General features: G+C 66.2%; 14 protein-coding genes. 13 read left to right on the forward strand and 1 reads right to left on the reverse strand.

The window, feature by feature from the left end:
* Positions 1–415: 415 nt before the first annotated feature.
* Positions 416–1,504, forward strand: a complete 1,089-nt coding sequence (locus ACPDIT_RS11650; protein WP_423443659.1) for a type IV pilus twitching motility protein PilT — start codon at positions 416–418, stop codon at positions 1,502–1,504.
* Between the two features lie 315 nt (positions 1,505–1,819).
* Here the strand turns inward: ACPDIT_RS11650 and ACPDIT_RS11655 are convergent, their stop codons facing one another.
* The gene (locus ACPDIT_RS11655) at positions 1,820–2,782 is read right to left on the reverse strand and encodes a class II fructose-bisphosphate aldolase (protein WP_423443661.1); all 963 of its coding nucleotides are present in this window, start codon (positions 2,780–2,782) and stop codon (positions 1,820–1,822) included.
* Positions 2,783–3,593: 811 nt separating this feature from the next.
* Between ACPDIT_RS11655 and ACPDIT_RS11660 the strand changes: the two genes are divergently transcribed.
* Genes ACPDIT_RS11660 through ACPDIT_RS11715 form a run of 12 tightly spaced genes read left to right on the forward strand, consistent with a single transcriptional unit; the run spans position 3,594 to position 15,219 of the window.
* Positions 3,594–4,103, forward strand: coding sequence for a hypothetical protein (locus ACPDIT_RS11660; RefSeq protein ID WP_423443663.1), 510 nt, complete (start codon positions 3,594–3,596; stop codon positions 4,101–4,103).
* Positions 4,104–4,152: 49 nt separating this feature from the next.
* The gene (locus ACPDIT_RS11665) at positions 4,153–5,904 is read left to right on the forward strand and encodes a GspE/PulE family protein (protein WP_423443665.1); all 1,752 of its coding nucleotides are present in this window, start codon (positions 4,153–4,155) and stop codon (positions 5,902–5,904) included.
* A gap of 13 nt (positions 5,905–5,917) precedes the next feature.
* The gene (locus ACPDIT_RS11670) at positions 5,918–7,216 is read left to right on the forward strand and encodes a type II secretion system F family protein (protein WP_423443667.1); all 1,299 of its coding nucleotides are present in this window, start codon (positions 5,918–5,920) and stop codon (positions 7,214–7,216) included.
* Positions 7,217–7,237: 21 nt separating this feature from the next.
* Positions 7,238–7,699 carry a type II secretion system major pseudopilin GspG gene (gene gspG / locus ACPDIT_RS11675; RefSeq protein WP_423443669.1) on the forward strand — a complete coding sequence of 154 codons (462 nt, stop codon included), beginning with the start codon at positions 7,238–7,240 and terminating at the stop codon, positions 7,697–7,699.
* Complete coding sequence (locus ACPDIT_RS11680; protein WP_423443670.1) at positions 7,659–8,315, forward strand: pilus assembly FimT family protein; 657 nt, start codon at positions 7,659–7,661, stop codon at positions 8,313–8,315. Before gspG ends, ACPDIT_RS11680 begins: the two co-directional genes overlap by 41 nt.
* A complete protein-coding gene (locus tag ACPDIT_RS11685) occupies positions 8,290–8,676 on the forward strand; it encodes a type II secretion system protein (RefSeq protein WP_423443672.1) in 387 nt (128 codons plus the stop codon). The genes ACPDIT_RS11680 and ACPDIT_RS11685 overlap by 26 nt, the downstream gene beginning before the upstream one ends.
* Positions 8,673–9,443 carry a type II secretion system protein GspJ gene (locus ACPDIT_RS11690; protein ID WP_423443674.1) on the forward strand — a complete coding sequence of 257 codons (771 nt, stop codon included), beginning with the start codon at positions 8,673–8,675 and terminating at the stop codon, positions 9,441–9,443. Before ACPDIT_RS11685 ends, ACPDIT_RS11690 begins: the two co-directional genes overlap by 4 nt.
* On the forward strand, positions 9,440–10,858 hold the full coding sequence (locus tag ACPDIT_RS11695; RefSeq protein WP_423443676.1) for a hypothetical protein: 1,419 nt from the start codon (positions 9,440–9,442) through the stop codon (positions 10,856–10,858). The genes ACPDIT_RS11690 and ACPDIT_RS11695 overlap by 4 nt, the downstream gene beginning before the upstream one ends.
* The gene (locus tag ACPDIT_RS11700) at positions 10,855–12,351 is read left to right on the forward strand and encodes a hypothetical protein (protein WP_423443678.1); all 1,497 of its coding nucleotides are present in this window, start codon (positions 10,855–10,857) and stop codon (positions 12,349–12,351) included. The genes ACPDIT_RS11695 and ACPDIT_RS11700 overlap by 4 nt, the downstream gene beginning before the upstream one ends.
* On the forward strand, positions 12,348–12,893 hold the full coding sequence (locus ACPDIT_RS11705) for a GspMb/PilO family protein (protein ID WP_423443680.1): 546 nt from the start codon (positions 12,348–12,350) through the stop codon (positions 12,891–12,893). The genes ACPDIT_RS11700 and ACPDIT_RS11705 overlap by 4 nt, the downstream gene beginning before the upstream one ends.
* Positions 12,890–13,618 carry a hypothetical protein gene (locus tag ACPDIT_RS11710; protein ID WP_423443682.1) on the forward strand — a complete coding sequence of 243 codons (729 nt, stop codon included), beginning with the start codon at positions 12,890–12,892 and terminating at the stop codon, positions 13,616–13,618. Before ACPDIT_RS11705 ends, ACPDIT_RS11710 begins: the two co-directional genes overlap by 4 nt.
* Positions 13,615–15,219 (forward strand): secretin N-terminal domain-containing protein, encoded by a 1,605-nt coding sequence (locus ACPDIT_RS11715; RefSeq protein ID WP_423443684.1) that lies wholly within the window; start codon positions 13,615–13,617, stop codon positions 15,217–15,219. The genes ACPDIT_RS11710 and ACPDIT_RS11715 overlap by 4 nt, the downstream gene beginning before the upstream one ends.
* Positions 15,220–15,268: the final 49 nt, after the last annotated feature.

Raw genomic sequence — 15,268 nt, forward strand, 5'->3', positions numbered from 1 at the left:
AAGCCCGGGATGACGGTTGCATCGGCCCTTGGAGCGCACCCGGGGAGGCGGTGGGTCCGGGCTTCCGGGCCGGCGTCCCGGGCCCCGGGTGGGCCGCTCCGGCGCCACGGGCACTCCACTTCGTCGGGCGGTTTTGGGGGCGTGGAGACGACCAGCGACCGTGGCGTCCGGGACCCCATCACCTTCGGGGCCCGGGGGGCGGCATTCATCCCGTCACTCGCGCCTCATGGTGCTCCGATGCTGTGCAGTCTGCGTGAGACCACTCGGCGGCGGGGGACCGGCTGCTGGGCGGATACCGGCCGTCGCTGTTGGCCCGCTTCCGTGGAGGTCGATCGAAAGGGGCCGCTTTGGGACGGTGGCGGCCTCCTGGTTTCCCCACTGGTCAGGCTCCCGGGGGCTGCAGTATGGTGAATGCATGGAACTGTTTCACAAGATCCTGAAAGCCGCGGTGGAGGCGGGCGCCTCGGATGTGCACATCAAGATCGATGCGCCCGTGGTGTTTCGCATCAACCGTCAATTGATCACGGTGGATGCGCCGGTGCCGGATCAGGCGTGGATGGAAGAGGTGGTGCGCAACATCACGCCGCCGCATCTGAAGCAGCGCCTGGAACACGAGCGGGAGATCGATTTTTCGTACTTCGTCCCGGGCATCGGCCGGTTTCGGACGAATCTGTTCCAGCAGCGGGGCCAGTGGTGTCTGGCGATGCGGTATGTGAAAACGCAGGTGCCGAGCTTCGAGGAGCTCGGGCTGCTGCCGCAGATCAAGCGCATCGCGGAGTCCCCGCGCGGCATTGTGCTGGTGGCCGGATCGACCGGATGCGGCAAGTCCACGACGCTGGCGGCGATGATCGAACATATCAACGCCAACTTTCGCAAGCACATCATCACGCTGGAGGACCCGATCGAGTACGTCTTCGAGGACAATCAGTGCGTGATCGAACAGCGGGAGGTGGGCCTCGACACGCTGTCGTTCCATCATGCCCTCAAGCACGTGCTGCGACAGGACCCCGACATCATCATGATCGGGGAGATGCGGGATGCGGTCAGTTTCACGGCGGCCATGAGCGCGGCCGATACGGGGCACCTGGTGTTGTCCACACTGCACACCACCAATGCGGCGCAGTCGATCAACCGGATTCTGGACTTTTTCAAGGCTGACGAGCGGGAGCAGATCCGGCGGCAACTGGCGGGAACGCTTCAGGCCGTGATCTGCCAGCGGATGTGCAACACGATCCAGGGCGGGTTGGTACCGGCCTTCGAAATCCTGATCAATACACCCACGGTGCGGAAGCTGATCGAGGAAAACCGGCTGGACAAGCTGCCGGCGGCCATCGAAACCGGCACCGACGACGGGATGCTGAACTTCAATCAGTCGCTGTTCCAGCTGGTGCGCAACGGCATCATTACCGAAAAGGAGGCGCTGTCCAAAGCCAGCAACCCGCAGGCCCTGGAGATGAATTTCAAGGGCATTTTCTTGGACGAAGGTCGGCGGATCCTGGGTTGAGGATCGGCGGGGCGGGAACCCGCCCGCACCGTCTGTCTGTCGCAACAGAGGCGGGCCACGATCCCCGGGGTCGAAGACGCCGCCGAACGGGCCGAGGCGTGACGCTGTGCCGTGCTTCCACGGTCTCCCCCCGCCGTGGGGCGCGGCCCTGGCGGACAGGCTGCAGACTCGGGAAGTCGGGTCGGCTGCCTCCGGGCTCGTGGGCGGACTGCCCGAGGGCCGGCTTCTCGGGCTTCACGGACAAAAAGCCCGGGCGAGGTGTTCCTCGCCCGGGCGTGGGTAGATGGACGCGGGGGCCAGCCCGCAGGATTCCGATCAATCGAACGCGTGCCCGGCGCAGCAGAGCACGTTCCGGACCTTGTGTCGGACGAGCTCCTTGACCATGGCGCGGGCCGGGCCCAGGTACTTGCGCGGATCGATTTCCGAGGGTTTTTCCCACAACACCTTGCGGATGCCCGCGGTCAGTGCCAGACGCAGGTCGGTGTCGATGTTGACCTTGGTGCAGCCGAGGCGACGGGCCACCTCGATGTCGGCCTCGGGTACGCCGCGGGCGTCCACGATTTTGCCGCCGTACTTGTTGATTTCGTCCACGAGGTATTGCGGGACGCTGGAGGCGCCGTGGAGGACGAGCGGGTAATCGCCCAGGCCGGCGTCCATGAGGGCCTTCTTGATGGCCTTGAGCCGTTCGAGGTCCAGGCGCTGATCGCCCTTGAACTTGTAGGCCCCGTGACTGTTGCCGATGGCCACCGCCAGCGAATCGCAACCGGTCAGCTTGACAAATTTGACGGCCTCGTCCGGGTCGGTGTAGTGCCCGCTCTTGGAGAAGCCGCCGCCTTCCTCGCCCTCATCGAACTGCACCCCCACCAGGTGGCCCAGCTCGGCCTCGACGACACAATTGTGTTTGTGCGCGTATTCGACCACGCGACGCGTGATCTCCACGTTTTTGTCGAACGGCTCGTAGGAGGCGTCGATCATCACGCTGGTGAATCCTTCGTCGATGCATTGCTTGCACAGCTCGAAGGAGTCGCCGTGATCGAGGTGAACGGCGATGGGGATGTTGGAAAGGCTGACCGCGGCCTCGATCAGCTTCTTCAGGTACACCGGGTTGGCGTACTGACGGGCGCCCTTGGAGATCTGGAGGATCAACGGCGCCTTTTCCTCCTCGCAGGCCTCCACGATGGCCTGCACCAGCTCCATGTTGTTGACGTTGAAAGCGCCAATGGCGTACTTGCCCTTCAAAGCCTTGGCAAACAGTTCTCGTGTTGTTGTCAGTGGCATAATTTCCCTTCTCTTCTCATCTCGGGCCCGGCCCTGAAAAAGCCACTCCGGGACCGAATTCCGGCCCAGCATATGTCAGAAGCGCGCGGTTTGGGAATAAAAAACAGGCCCCGGGTTGGGCGGCGTGGTTTTGCCTTTCCGGCCGCTGAACCCCCGGCCCGGCCGTGGTCGGGCCCCCCTAACCGATTCCTGCGCAACATGTTCAGGGTCAGGGGTCGAGGTCACGGTCGATGCCGCGCCAGTCTTGACCGCGCGCGAACGCAGCTCCAGCGCCAGGCGTCGTGACCCGGGGGAGGTGGTGATGGGCCCAAACCGCAAGCGTTTGGACCGGCGTGGGTCTGGCGCGGGCTGCTGGCCGAAATGACCGGCGCGGCGGTGCGTCATGTACGAGAGCGCAAAAGCTCTTCGGCTGTTGAATTCGGGCTCCGGGGTTGGGTTACTTGCCGGGGCCGGTCAACAAAGGTTGGCCATACTCCAGGTGCATCTCGTCCAAGCTGCGGATTCGCTCAGAACACTTCCTGGCCGGCGACAGCCGGGCGGAAGCGGGGGTTTACCTGCCTGTGCGCAAGGGCGATCCCTTGGCGAGCGTGCGCAAGAACTGCGCAGTTCGGCGGGGGAGACTGCGCAAGCTTTGCGCGTGAACTGGTTGAAACATGCTGATCTGCAGGCACATGCATGGCTGGCATGGAATCGGCTATTTGCAACGATCTGGCGGGTCAGGCCGCGGCCCGGGCGGGCATGGCGGCGTGCGCCTGCCGGTCAAGAACCAGACGCAACGGCAGTGAACCACAGCGAGAAAGGTGAGAGGACCATGAAGAGAGTGACGCGACTGATGGCAGTGACCGGCCTGGTGGCCGGGTTGTTGGCGGGTGCGTGCGGGGCGGTGGCGCAGGACCGCGGCCCACGCAACTTCGATCCGGAGCAGATGCGGCAACGGATGTTGGAAAGGGCCCGGGAACAGCTTGAGATCACCGATGACAGCGAATGGAAGGCGATCGAGCCGCTGTTGACCAGGGTGATGGAGGCGCGTCGGGACGCGATGATGGGCCGTGGCTTCTTTGGTCGGGGCCGGGGCGGTCCCGGTGGCCCGGGCGGCGGTCCCGGCGGTCCGGCTTTTGGGCAGCCCATGCCGGAACTGGAGGCGTTGAACAAGGCGATCGAATCGAAAGCCCCGGCCTCCGAGCTGAAGGCCGCGCTGGCCAAGTATCGGGAGGCCCGCAAGGCCCGCGAACAGGCCCTGCAGAAGGCGCAGGAGGATCTGCGCAAAGTCTTGACGGCGCGGCAGGAGGCCATTGCCGTGGCCAACGGCTGGCTGGACTGATCGTTCGAGTCGGCAGGAAAGGACACTTCGGACCGAATCGGCAGGAACCATGGAGAAGCTGACGGGAGAAACTCCGGCTCCGACGGTGACCGGCCACGAATTGCTGGACCGGATGGTGGCGCGACGCCAGCTTGCGCCGGCGGAGGCCCGGAAACTGGCCCGGCAAATCGCCTCCGGACAGGTTCCGCCGATTCGGTCTGAGGAGGAGGTGTTGCAGTGGTTGGCGCGGGAATACGGGCTGACCTACACCACACTGGAGGAGGTGGAGCCGGACAAGCAGGTGCTGTCGCTGTTCCCGGCCCGGGTGTTGTTACGAGAGGAGCTGTTGCCCCTGCGCCGCGTGGACGGGTGGGTGGAGGTGGCCACCAGCCGGCTTTTTGCCACCCAGGCCTTCGACACGTTGCGGGTGATGACGGGATTGCGGCTGCGCCCGGTGCTGGCGCCCACGGAGGCGATCCAGCGGGAGATGAAAAAGCGGCTGGGCGTGGGCGCGGACACCATCGACACGCTCGAGGAGGAAACGCCCTTCCAAGTGGTGGATGAAGAGGGGGAGGAGGAAACCAACCTGGATGTGGCGGCCGAAGATGCCTCCATCATTCGGTTCGTCAATCAGGTGTTGCGTGACGCGATCGAACTGCGGGCCTCGGATGTGCATCTGGAGCCGTTCGAGGACGAGCTGCGCATCCGGTATCGGATTGACGGGGTCCTGCAGGAAATCCCGGTTCCGGCGCAGGTGAAGCGGTTCCAGCCCGCGATTGTGTCGCGGGTCAAGATCCTCAGTCATTTGAACATTGCGGAGAAACGTCTGCCGCAGGATGGCCGCATCAAGATCCGCGTGGACAATGGCGAGGTGGACATCCGCGTGTCGGTGATCCCCATGTTGCACGGGGAGGCCGTGGTGATGCGCTTGTTGCGGCAGAACGCCACGTTGCGCGGCATGGAAGAGCTCGGGATGGCCGAGCGCGAACTGCGTTGTTTCCGTCGGGTGCTGGGATTGCCGCACGGGATCATCCTGGTGACGGGCCCGACGGGCAGTGGCAAGACGACCACGTTGTACACCGCGCTGCAGGAGATCAACGATACCTCGCGCAAGATCATCACCATCGAGGATCCGGTGGAGTATCAGCTCAAGGGCGTCAACCAGATCCAGGTTTCGGAGAAGGCCGGTCTGACCTTCGCCCGCGGGCTCCGCTCCATTCTGCGGCACGACCCCGATGTGATTCTGGTGGGGGAGATCCGGGACACGGAGACGGCCCAGATTGCCGTGCAGGCGTCGCTGACCGGACACCTGGTTTTTTCGACGCTTCATACCAACGACGCTCCGGGGGCCGTGACCCGGCTGGTGGACATGGGGGTGGAACCCTACCTTGTGGCTTCCTCGTTGGAAGCGGTGCTGGCGCAGCGGCTGGTGCGCGTGCTTTGCCGACACTGCAAGCAGGTGGACGACTCGGCCCCGGCGCGGGCCTTCAAGGCGCAGCTCGGATGGCCGGAGGACCAGCCCATTTACCGTGCCGTGGGTTGCCGCGAGTGCCGCCAGACCGGGTATTTCGGTCGGCACGCCATCTTCGAGTGGATGGACGTGACCCCGGAAATCCGCTCGATGGTGCTGAAACGGTGCTCGGCTGACGAGATTCGGGGGGCGGCGCGCAAGGCCGGCATGCGGACGCTGGCCGAGGACGGCTGGCGGCTGGTTCGCCTGGGCATCACAACTCCGGAAGAGGTACTGCGGGTGACCAAGGACCAGTCCCTGAGCGGCCTGGAAGAGACCGTGGCCGACAGCCTGGCCGCCGCCCCCTTGTGAGGGTTGAGATCGGATGGCGACGTTTCAGTACAAGGCGCTGCAACCGGACGGCCGGGTGGTCGAGGGAGAGCTGGAAGCCGGCGGTCGGCAGGAGGCGTTCCGGCAGATGGAGAGCCGCGGGCTGCGTCCGATCCGGCTGGTGGAACGGTCGCACCCGGTCAACGGGCGGGCGCGGGCGCGGGTGCAGGGCAACGGACACGGTTCGGGAGCGCCCGCGGTCGCGGGGGCGCCATCGGCCCCGGGGTCCGGGTGGTGGCCCCGGGGGCGGTCCCGCAAGGTCCCCGGGCGGGCGCTGGAAAACTTCACGCGCCTGTTGGCCAGCTTGCTGTCGGCGGGCGTTCCCCTGAGTCGGGCCCTGGTCATTCTGCAGAAGGAGACGGCCCATCCCGCGGCCCGGGAGAAATGGAAGGAAATCCACGATCTGGTCGTGGACGGCATGTCGCTGGCCGATGCGATGGCCCGTTCCCCGGAAGTGTTCCCGCGCGTGTACGTGGCCATGGTGGAGGCGGGCGAAACGGGCGGGTTCCTGGACCTGGTGCTGGCGCAGATTGCGGATTTTCAGGCCCGGGAGAAAGAGATGCGGGCGAAATTGCTGGCGGCGCTGTTGTATCCGGGCATTTTGATGACGTTGGCGCTGGGCGTGCTGGCGTTCCTGTTGGTGTTTTTCATCCCGAGGTTCGAGGCGTTGTTTGCCGGGTTTGGCGCGCGGTTGCCGTGGTTGACGCAGATGATCGTCTCGACCAGCGAAGTCATCCGGTCGTATGGACTGTTGGTGTTGGTGGTCGGGCTGACGTTGGGGGTGATGTTTCGGCAGTGGCTGGTGTCACCGGCCGGCCGGCGCACCTGGGAGGGATTCATCCTGCAGGTGCCGGTGTTGGGCGGTTTGATTGCGCAGTACGGAATGGCCCGGTTCTGTCGCATGCTCGGGACGCTGCTGGCGGCCGGAGTACCCCTGATTCAGGGCCTGCAGGTCGCGCGCCGCTCGTTGGGCAATCAGATCCTCGTGGATGCCGTTGCGGGCACGATTGACAAGGTCAAAGAGGGTCAGGGGCTCGGAGCCAGCCTGCGGGACTGCCCCCGGTTGTTTCCCGGTTCGGTGCTGGAAATGATCTCGGTGGCGGAGGAAAGCGGGAAACTGGATCAGGAGCTGATCCGGATTGCCGACACCACCGAAGCGGATTTGGACCGGCGACTGAAGACGGCGGTGGCCCTGGCCGAACCGTTGATGTTGTTTTTCATCGCCGCCTTCATCGGCACGATTTTCATCGGCATGGTGATCCCGATTTTCAGCCTGCAAGACTACATCCGGTAACGTCGGACAACGAAGACCCCTATGGAATGGAACAGCACAAGCGCAGATCGGCGGCGCCGCGGACGCGCCGGCTTCACCCTGGTGGAACTGCTGCTGGTACTGGTGATTCTGGGCGTTCTGGCGGCGATCGTCGTGCCCAAATTCGCCGGGCGCACCCAGCAGGCGCGCATCACGGCCGCGCGGACGCAGCTGGCGACGTTTGCCACGGCGCTGGACGCATTCGAGGTGGACAACGGGTACTACCCCAGGGGCAGCGAGGGACTCAAAGACCTCATCATCCAGCCCCGCGACGCGCCCAATTGGAAAGGCCCCTATCTGCGGGCGACGGAGATCCCGCTGGACCCGTGGGGGAACCCGTACGTTTACGAATGCCCCGGCCGGAACAACCCCAATGGATACGATCTGATGTCGATGGGACCGGACGGGCGCCCGAATACGGATGATGACATCACCAACTGGCAAACCAGCAGCGGCGGTCGCTGAGGCGCGGTCCTGCTTGGGAACGTCCCGGGGTTCGCGAAGGCCCCTCAAGGCGTTCCCCCTCCGGGGACTCGGGGCCCGGCCCGCAGCGGGGTTCACGTTGATCGAGTTGATCCTCGTGCTGGCGGTGCTGGCGATTGTGCTCGGGGTGGCGGCCCCGTCGCTGGCGCGGTTCTTCCACGGTCGCAAAGTGGAGGAAGAGGCCCGTCGGTTTCTGGCGTTGACCCGTTACGGACAGAGCCGGGCGGTGGCGGAGGGCATGCCGATGATCCTGTGGATGGATCCGGAGAATCGACGATATGGCCTGGAGGCGGAGGTGACCTTCGGTGAGCCGGACCCGCAGGCGCGCGTTTACGAGATGGACCAAAGCCTTCGGTTGGAAGTGGACCTGCCGCAGACCACGGGTCTCGGGCTGGACGGCATCCTCACCGCTCGGCGCCCGGACCGGCGTCTGGTGATCCGATTCACACCGGAGGGCTTCCCGGGGCTGGAAAGTCCGGAGCGCATTCGGTTCGTGCAGGAGACCGACACGGATGAAACGGTGGCGGTGGTGCGGCTCACACGCAACCGGCTGGCCTATGAGATGGAGACGTATGAAGTGCCGGCATCCGCACGGTAGAAGTTGCGCCGGGTTCACCCTGGCCGAGGTTTTGGCCGCCCTGGTGTTCATGGCGATCGTGATTCCGGTGGCGGTGGAAGGGGTGCGCATTGCCAGTCTGGCCGGGCAGTGGGGGATGCGTCGCGCGGCCGCGGCGCGCGTGGCCGAGCGCGTGCTGAATGAATTGATGGTGACGGGCGAATGGCGCCGGGGTGTGCAAAGCGGCCAGGCGGTGGAGGGCTGGCAGGTGTTCGAGTGGGAAAGCCGCCTGGATTCCTGGTGGGAGGGCAACCTGCGCGTCCTGACCGTCCGCGTGCGTTTCCCGGTGCAGGAGCAGGAGTCGGACGTGGTGCTGAGCACGCTGGTGGACGTGAGCCAATGAACCGCTGGACCATCCAACTGCGCGCCCGGGGGGCCGGGGGGCCGCGTCCTGACGAGGGCGGGGAACGGGTCGGGTCGGCGGCATTCACGCTGATGGAATTGTTGATTGCCGTGGCGATCTTTGCGGTGGTCCTGCTGGCCATGCACAGCGTGTTCTTTGGGGCGGTGCAATTGCGGAATCGCACGAGCCGGGCCGTGGACGAAGCCGTGCCCCTGGAGCAGACGGTGGCGCTGCTGCGGCGCGACCTGCAGAACCTGGTGCCGCCCGGCGGGACATTCTTCGGCCCTCTCCAAAGCGTGCCGCAGACGACCAACGCGGCCACGGATCCCCTGGTGGCCCTGGGAGTGCGGCGGGTGAGTCCGGATTTCTATTCCGCCAGCGCCGTCGTGGATGAGTTTCGTCCGTGGGCCGAGGTGCAAAAGGTGGCGTACGGGCTGGTGCCGCCCACCAATCAGAGCGAGGGGTTGGAACTGGTGCGTGCGGTGACGCGGAACCTCCTGGCCCCCTATCCCGAGCCGCCGGAACTGCAATACCTGCTGAGCGGTGTGGAGGACGTCCAGTTCGAGTTTTTTGACGGGGCCCAGTGGCTGACCGTGTGGGACTCGACGGTGCAGCCGTTGGGATTGCCCCTGGCCATTCGGGTGCGGATTGCACGGGTGCCGGAACGCGATCGGTCCGTGGCCCCCGCACCGATCGAACTGGTCATCCCCGTGTGGGTGCGGCCGCAGACGAACCGGGCCGACGTACTGACGGGAGGGGCCGTATGATGACGAAGCGGTCAGGCTGCCGCGGCTGGCCGCGCCGGCACGGCTCGGTGCTGATCATCGTGCTGTGGATTGCCTTTGGGTTGGTGGCCCTGGCGTTGTATTTCGCGGCATCCATGGGGCTGGAGCTGCGGGCGTCGGAACATCGCGTGGCCGGCCTGCAGGCCGAACTGGCCATCCAGGGGGCCCTCCTGCATGTGAGCAACCTGTTGGCCACGGTGGAAGAACCGGGTCTGGCCCCGGACCTGTTGCCGCAACAGTGCGAGGATGTGCCCGTGGGAGAGGCCAAATTCTGGCTGCTCGGCCGCAGTGACAGCGTGTTTCTCGGGGATTTGCCGGCCTTCGGGCTGGTGGATGAAGCCTCCCGGCTGAATCTGAACACCGCCACGCGCGAGATGCTGGAGCGCCTGACCAACATGACCCCGGAGCTGGCGGCGGCCATCGTAGATTGGCGGGACGCCGATCGCGAGCCGGAACCCAACGGGGCCGAGGACGAGATCTACCTGCGTTTGAACCCGCCCTATCGTTGTAAGAACGCGCCGTTCGAGTCCGTGGAGGAGCTGCGGCTGGTTCATGGAATGACGCCGGCACTGCTGTATGGGGAGGACGCGAATCTCAACGGGATCCTGGACCCGAACGAGAACGACGGCGACGCAAGCCTGCCGTGGGACAATCGGGACGGTCGGCTCCAGCCCGGGCTTTTGGAGTACGTGACGGTCTGGAGTCGCGAATCCGGCGTGGGCCGCACGAACGTCAACGAGCGGGAGTCGCTGGCGGCACTGTTGCAGTCCCAATTCGGTGTCGAGCGGGCCAATCAGATTCTGTTGCGCATCAGCGTGGGAGGCGGGCCGGGGAGCGGAGGAGGACCCGGCGGCCCGGGCGGCGGCGCGGGAGCGCCGGTCTTTACGAATTTGATGGAGTTTTATGTCCGCAGCGGGATGACCCCGGAGGAGTTCGATCTGGTGTATCCGTGGCTGACGACGACCAACGGGGTGGTGGAGGGGTTGATCAATGTAAACACGGCCAGCGAGGTGGTGCTGGCCTGCGTGCCGGGGATCGAAGCGGATGGAGCCGCGGCGCTGGTGGCGTATCGCATGGCCAATCCAAATCCACGGGCCTCGTTCGCCTGGGTGGTGGACGTGTTGGGTCGGGAGCGCGCCCTGCAGGCGGGCCCATGGCTGACGGCGCGCAGTTCGGTGTACAGCGCTGACGTGGTCGCGCTGGGCCGGCGGGATCGGGGGTATCGGCGGGTCCGCATGGTATTCGACGCCACGGAAGGCCTGCCGGTCCTGCGGTATCGGCGGGATCTCACGCACCTGGGCTGGGCCCTGGGCGCCCGGATCTGGCGGGATTTGGAATCGATGCGCGAGGCCCGTGCGCGGGTGGAGAGTGGGAATTTGCCCTGGAGACACCAATGAATGCTCCTCGCCCTGAGTGGCTGAATCGTGTGCGGCAGTGGCCTGCCGAATGGCAGGGCTGGTGGGAAACGCGTCGGGGCACGCCCCGCCGGCTGTTGGGGTTGTCGCTGGAGGCCGGACAGTTGGAGGGGGCCGTGGTCGAACGCGTCCACGATCGCCTGGAAATCCGGCAGACGGTCCAGGCGTCTCTGGCGCTGGATCCGTTGACGGCGGAGCCCGAGTTGGTGGGGCGGGAGCTTCGCCAGCACCTGGAGGCAGCCGGAGTGCGAACGCGCATCTGTGTGGTGGACCTGCCGTTGGAGCACGTCCTGACCATGGGTATGCCGCTGCCGGAGGTGCCCCCGGAGGATCAGGACAGCTTTCTGCTGTTGGAAGCGGAGCGCACGTTGCCCTTGCCGCTGGAGGAATTGCAGGTGGCGACGACACGGGGATCCCTGCCGAGCGGCGGCGTCTTCGGGATGGTTTTGGCGGTGAGCCGCGAATATGTGGCGCGTTGGGAGGCGACGTTGCAGGCGGCACAGCTGCGGCCGCTGAGTTTGTCCCCGGGTCTCTGCGCGTTGGCGGCGCTGGAGCCGGGCGACGCGCCGGGGGTGATTGCTCTTTGGCCGGCGGGGGAGCGGTTGCATGTCCAGGTGAGCGTGGGGAACGCCCTGGTCGCCCTTCGCACCATCGAGGGTGCCTTTGTGCAGGAAGGAGCCGCTCGGCAGTTCGCCCAGGAGGACGTCATGCGGGAACTCCGGATCACGATCGGGCAGTTGCCGACGGAGATTCAGGAGCAGCTGCAAAAGGTGCGGGTTTGGGGGCGGTCGGAGGCGGCCCAGGAAGTGGCGGAAGCGCTGGTCGAGCCGCTGGCGGGGATGGGGTTGCGGGTGGAACAAACGCGTTCGCTGCCCGAGGAGTTGTGGGGATGCCGGATTCCTGCGGGTCTGGCGCCCTCGGTGGTGGTGGCGCTGGCCGGTCGGGCGCTGGCCGGTCGGGCGCCGCTGGCCGAGTTCCTGCCGCCTCGAGTGAGTGTCTGGCAACAGTTGCGCTCCCGATATGCCTCGCGTCGGCTCGCCACGGCGGGACTGGTGGCCGGATGTGTGAACGGCCTGGTGGCAGGTGCGTTTTTAGTGCAGCAGATCCAGTTGTGGTATTGGGAGCATCAATGGCGGCGGATTCAACAGCCGGTGGCCGAGTTGGAATGGGTCCAGGCAAGGATCCGCGAGTATCGCCCGTGGTTCGATGACTCGTTTCGGAGCCTGACGGTTTTGAAACGGCTCACCGAGGCGTTTCCGGAGGACGGAACCGTCTCGGCCAGGACGGTGGAATTGCGAGACAACGGACGCGTTCTGTGCACGGGCACGGCGCGGGATCAGGCCGCGCTGCTGCGGACGCTGGATCGGCTGCGGGCATTTCCCGAGGTGGGGCAGGTGCAGGTGGAGCAGATGCGGGGGAACGCGCCGATTCAGTTTACGTTCAATCTGCAGTGGAGGGAGCGGGCCGGATCATGAACGGACTCCGACGACAGCAATGGCTTGCGCTTGGGGCGGCGGCCGCGGTGGGGTTGCTGGTGCTGGACTGGTTTGTGGTGACGCCGCTGACGCGCGCGTGGAAGGTCCGATCGGAGCGCATCGCCCGGTTGCGAAGCGACGTGCAGCAGGGACGCTTGTTGCTGCAGCGGGAAGCGGCCCTGCGGTCGCGCTGGCAATCGATGGTGACCAATCTGCTGGCGGCCGAGCCCTCGACCGCGGAGAGCCAGGTGCTGCGCGCGTTCGAACGATGGGCTGGGGCCGCTCAGGTGACCATTACGTCGGTTCGCCCGCAATGGCGGCCGGGAGCGGGCAACGTGCAGACCCTGGAATGCCGGGTCGAGGCAGCGGGCAGTCTCGCCGCGCTTGCGCGCTTTCTTTACGAGTTGGAGCGTGACCCGCTGGCGGTCAAAGTGGATGCCCTGGAGTTGAGCACGCGGGACGACACGGGCAGCCAGCTTTCGCTGGGACTGCAGGTAAGCGGGTTGGTTTCCAACGCAGTGACACGCACAAACCGACGATGAGTTTCCGGTTGCCAGTCTTGCCGGGTGCGGGGCCCGACATGCGCGGTTCGGCGCGGCGGCGCCAGCGGAGCATCCCGCACTGGGTGGCTTCGCTGGGTGTGAGCCTCGGCCTGTTACTGGTTGCTCCCGGGTTCGGTGGCGAGGCGGGATCGACGGCCCGCTCCGCCGACGGGTCGACCGGCGAAGGGCACCCCGCGGAGAGGGAGGGCGGGGGAAGCCGAAGCGGCGGTGTGCCGGATCTGAGCGCCTTTCGCATCATCGCGGAGCGAAACATTTTCAATGCCTCGCGTTCCGGGGGCCGGGTCAATCCCGCCCGCGCAACCCGCCGGCCGGCGCGGGTCGAGACGCTTGCCCTGGTGGGCACCCTGGAGGCGGGGACCAATCGCATCGCCTTCTTCGACGGATCGGACCGGCAGTTCCGGCAGGCGGTGCGGCCGGGGGGCCGCGTGGCGGGGCTGACGGTGGAGGAAATCCGTTTCGACAAGGTGTATGTTGTGCAGGACACACAGCGCTGGGAACTGCCCGTGGGCCGGGCCCTGCGCCGGGAAGACGAGGGCGAATGGCGCCTGGCCGAGGCGGTGGGCTTGCCGGCCGCCGAGCCATCCGGCCCGGTCGAGCCGGGCAGCGGACGCGAGTCCGCCGCCGCCAGCGCACCGGCGGTCAGCGCGGAAGCCGCGGAAGTTTTGCGCAGATTGATGGAACGTCGAGCCCGAGAGGAACAATGAAAACGCTCATCCCCATCCTTGTGACGGTCGTCGCGCTCCTCGCAGGGGCGCTGCGGGCCCAAGAGGCGACCAACACCGCTACGGGCGGAAACTCCTCCGCCGCACCCCCGACGGCGGCGCCGGCTCCGCCGGAGCCGCAAGCTGCTCCGGCACCGGAAACTCAGCCTGCCCCGCCGACGGCCCGGGAAAGCCAGCCGCCGCCGATGGAGGTCTCCCCACCGCCGACCCATGTGGTGGCGGATGGCGAGCGCGGCCTGCGCTTGAACTTCCGCAATGCGCCACTGGAGCTGGTGCTGAATTACCTCAGCGAAGCCGCCGGGTTCATCATCGTGCCGGAAGTGGACGTCCGCGGTCGGGTGGACGTTTGGAGCAATCAGCCCCTGACCAAGGATGAGGCCATCGAGGTGCTCAACCAGGCGCTGGCACGCAACGGGTATGCCGTGTTGCGGGAGGGACGCACCCTGACCGTGGTCAGCCGGGAGGAGGCGCGCAAACGGGACATTCCCGTGCGCCGGGGCGCCGATCCAGAATCCATCCCGAAGAACGACCAGATCGTGACCCAGATCATTCCGGTCCGGTTCATCAATGCGGTGCAACTGAGCCGCGACCTTGCCCCGTTGATCCCCAGCACGGCGACCCTGGCTGCCAATGAAGGGGGCAACGCCCTGATCATCACTGATACCCAGGCCAATGTTCGGCGGCTGGCCGAGATCATCAAGGCCCTCGACACCAGCGTATCGGCTCTCTCGGCGGTGCGAGTGTTTGCCCTGCGTTATGCGGACGCCAAAACCGTGGCCAACGTGTTGCGGGAGGTGTTTGCCAATGACACCTCCACAATGCGCGGTCTGGATCCGCGGGCGCGGTTTTTCGCCTTCATGCGGGGCGGCGGTCCGGGCGGTGGAGGCGGCGGGGAGGGACAGGCTGCCACCGAAGGGCGACCCGGGGCCAGTCGCGTGGTGGCCACGGCCGATGAGCGCAGCAACTCCCTGGTGGTCAGTGCACCCGAGGATCTGATGCCGACCATCGAGGAGCTGGTGGCCGCCGTGGACGTGGACGTCGAGGACCTCACCGAGATCCGGGTCTTCACGCTGCGACACTCGGACCCTCAGGAAATGGCCGATTTGATTACCAGTCTGTTCCCGGACGAGACCACCCAGAACACCGCGGGCGGCGGGCGCCGGTTCGGCTTCTTTGGCCCGCCCGGCTTCCCCGGCAATCAGGCGGCCAATGCGAACACGCCCAGCGAACGGGTCCGCAAACAAAGCCGCGTGATCGCCGTGGCCGACCTGCGCACCAGCTCCGTGGTGGTCACGGCCTCGCGACAGCTGATGCCGCAGATCGCCAACATGATCGAGCAACTCGACAGCAACCCGGCCCGCAAGCAGAAGGTCTTCGTGTACGACCTCCGCAACGCCGAGCCGGGCCGCGCGGAGGAAATTGTGCGCGGACTCTTCGAAGGTCAGAACACCCGCCGGACCTCCACCACGCAGAATCGCAGTGCCCTGGAGGCCCGTGAAGAGCAGATGCTGAATCAGCAGACGTTCAACCAGGGATTCGGCACCACCACCGGCGGCGGCGTGCGGGGCCAGGGGCTCCGATGACACGGGCCGGACTCGAACCGCACAGTTGGGATGGGAAAGGGACGATTGG

It is taken from the genome of Limisphaera sp. VF-2, assembly GCF_049537125.1.
Classification (GTDB): Bacteria; Verrucomicrobiota; Verrucomicrobiia; order Limisphaerales; family Limisphaeraceae; genus Limisphaera.